The organism is Aeromicrobium sp. REDSEA-S38_B2 (genome assembly GCF_001628525.1).
In the GTDB taxonomy this organism is placed as follows: domain Bacteria; phylum Actinomycetota; class Actinomycetes; order Propionibacteriales; family Nocardioidaceae; genus Aeromicrobium; species Aeromicrobium erythreum.
This window is the reverse complement of record NZ_LUNH01000104.1, coordinates 1-2,934: the sequence shown is the minus strand read 5'-3', so window position 1 is coordinate 2,934 and position 2,934 is coordinate 1. Positions and strand designations below refer to the sequence as shown.

Sequence of the window (2,934 nt, the reverse complement as noted above, 5' to 3'; positions counted from 1 at the left end):
CACCCGGCAATGGATCAGCGCGGGCCAGCCCCCAGCGTGAGCGTGGAGTGGTCTCGATACACCTCCCCTCGCTGGCGCTCGTGGAGGCACTCGACCAGCGGTGGATTCCGCTGGTCGAGTAGCGGCACGCGCGACGAAGGAGCGTCGTGCCGCGTATCGAGACCACCCGGCAACGGCCCAGCGCGGGCCAACCCCCGGCGACCGCCCAGAGTGGTCTCGATACGCCCAACCGGGCTCCTTCGTCGCCGCTCGGCCTACTCGACCAGCGTGGTCCGCGCGGTCTCGAACGGCTCACACCGGCGGACAGAGGTCCGCGTCGGGGGTTAGGCTGTACCTACCCACCGGTAACCGACCGCTGACCTGCAGGATCAGGGTGGCCTTACCCCGCGGACAAGAACGCGAGGGGCTAGTGTCACCCCCACTGTCACGGTCGTCGCACCAAGGATTGAGGCTCCATGCAGCTCGTCGCGATCATCGTCTCCCTGGCCGTCACGGCCGTCACGATCCCCGTCACCGTCGTCGCGGTGCGTCGCATGCTCGCGGTCGTCCGCGCCGGCGGCCCCGCGCCCGGCCGCACCAACGACCCCGCGGCCCGCACGGTGAACATGGTCAAGGAGACGTTCCTCCACACCCGGATGCTCCAGTGGACGTGGATCGGTGCCCTGCACTGGTTCGTCTACCTGGCGTTCATCGTGCTCGCGACCGCCGTCGCGCAGGGCTTCGTCCAGCTGTTCGACCCGGAGTTCGTCTGGCCGATCATCGGCCACTTCTTCCTCTACGAGTGGGTCAGCGAGTTCATCGGCCTGCTCGGCGCCCTCGCGATCATCCCGCTCGCGATCTACCGCCAGGTCAAGCACCCGAAGCGCCTGCAGCGCCAGAGCCGTTTCTTCGGCTCGCGCATGGGCCAGGCGTACTTCGTCGAGTTCATGGTGTTCCTCGAGAGCATCGCGATCCTGTTCATCCGCGGCGCGGAGTACAACCTGCTCCAGGCGCGCGGCGGCGAGGACGCCGAGTACGCGACCGGTTTCCACTTCCCGATCGCCCAGCACTTCGGCAACCTGTACCCGACCGGCGCCGAGAACATCGGCACGCTCGAGGACATCATCGTCGCCATCGCGATGATCAAGGTCGTCTCGGCCATGATCTGGCTGCTCGTCATCTCCACCAACCTGACGATGGGCATCGCGTGGCACCGCTTCACCGCGTGGCCGAACATCTGGTTCAAGCGCGAGTCCGACGGCGGCACGGCCCTCGGTGGCCTCAAGCCGATCCTCGTCAACGGCGAGCCGCTCGACCTGGAGAAGATGGAGGACCTCGAGGAGGAGGACTTCGAGAAGCTCGGCGTCGGCAAGGTCGAGGACTTCTCGTGGAAGGGTCTGCTCGACTTCACCACCTGCACCGAGTGCGGCCGCTGCCAGAGCCAGTGCCCCGCCTGGAACACCGAGAAGCCGCTCAGCCCCAAGCTGCTCATGATGGGCCTGCGTGAGCACGCCTACGCCAAGATCCCCGCGCTGTCGGTGCCGGAGGACGAGCGCACCGAGGAGCAGCAGAAGGAGGTCGAGCGTCCGCTCATCGGCGACGAGGAGATGTACGGCGTCATCGACCCCGACGTCCTGTGGTCGTGCACGAACTGTGGCGCCTGCGTCCAGCAGTGCCCCGTCGACATCGAGCACGTCGACCACATCGACGACATGCGCCGCTTCCAGGTGCTCGTCGAGAGCAACTTCCCGGCCGAGCTGAACAACATCTTCAAGGGCCTGGAGCGCAAGGGGAACCCCTGGGGCATGAACCCCAAGAACCGCCTCGACTGGACCAAGGGCCTCGACTTCGAGGTCAAGCAGGTCGGTGTCGACGTCGAGAGCCTCGACGAGGTCGAGTGGCTGTTCTGGGTGGGCTGCGCCGGTGCCTTCGAGGACCGTGCGAAGAAGACCACGCAGGCCGTGGCCGAGCTGCTGCACACCGCGGGCGTCGAGTTCGCGATCCTCGGTGACGGCGAGACCTGCACCGGCGACCCGGCGCGTCGCGCCGGCAACGAGATCGTCTTCATGCAGCTGGCCATGGAGAACTCCGAGGTGCTGAAGGAGACGAAGGCCAAGAAGGTCGTCTCGACCTGCGCGCACTGCTTCAACTCCCTCAAGAACGAGTACGCCGAGTTCGGCGTCGAGCTGGAGGTCGTGCACCACACGCAGCTGCTCAACCGCCTCGTGCGCGAAGGCAAGCTGAAGCCCGTCGCTCCGAAGGCGGGCGCTGCGGCGTCGGCCGAGCCGGAGAAGACGATCACCTACCACGACCCGTGCTTCCTCGGCCGCCACAACCAGGTGTACGAGGCGCCGCGCGAGCTGCTGAGCGTCATCCCCGGTGCGAAGTTCGCCGAGATGCCGCGCAACTCCGAGCGCTCCTTCTGCTGTGGCGCCGGTGGCGCGCGCATGTGGATGGAGGAGAACCTCGGCTCGCGGATCAACGTGAACCGCACCCAGGAGGCCGTGGCCACCGGCGCCGACCAGATCGCCGTGGGCTGCCCGTTCTGCCGGGTCATGCTGTCCGACGGCCTGACGGCCCAGCAGGCGGCCGGCGAGGCACGCGAGGAGGTCGAGGTGCTCGACGTCGCACAGATGCTGCTCGCGGCCGTGAAGCGTCCTGAGGAGCCGACGGCCGAGGACGACGCCGCCGTGGTCGAGGAGGCCGAGAAGGCGACGGCTGCGGCTGCTGCCACCGAGGCCGAGCCCGACGCGAAGGACGAGGCCGACCCGGCGTCGATCAGCGCGACCGACGACGCCGCGCCCGCTGCCGACGCCCACGAGGACCCGCAGGGCACCGACGAGCCGGCCGAGGCGCCGAAGGACGACCCCGCCCCGGCCTCCGCCGAGGCGGACGTCGAGGTGGCGGCGCAGCACAACATCGACGTCGACGAGAAGGGCGACGCCGCCGGTACCG

Annotated in this window: 1 protein-coding gene; it reads left to right on the top strand. The window is 68.4% G+C overall.

Annotated features, from left to right (window positions below; all coding sequences use genetic code 11):
* Positions 1–455: 455 nt before the first annotated feature.
* Positions 456–2,934, top strand: a 2,479-nt coding sequence (locus A6Q81_RS17150; RefSeq protein WP_286691223.1) for a (Fe-S)-binding protein, incomplete at its 3' end; no start/stop codon positions are given.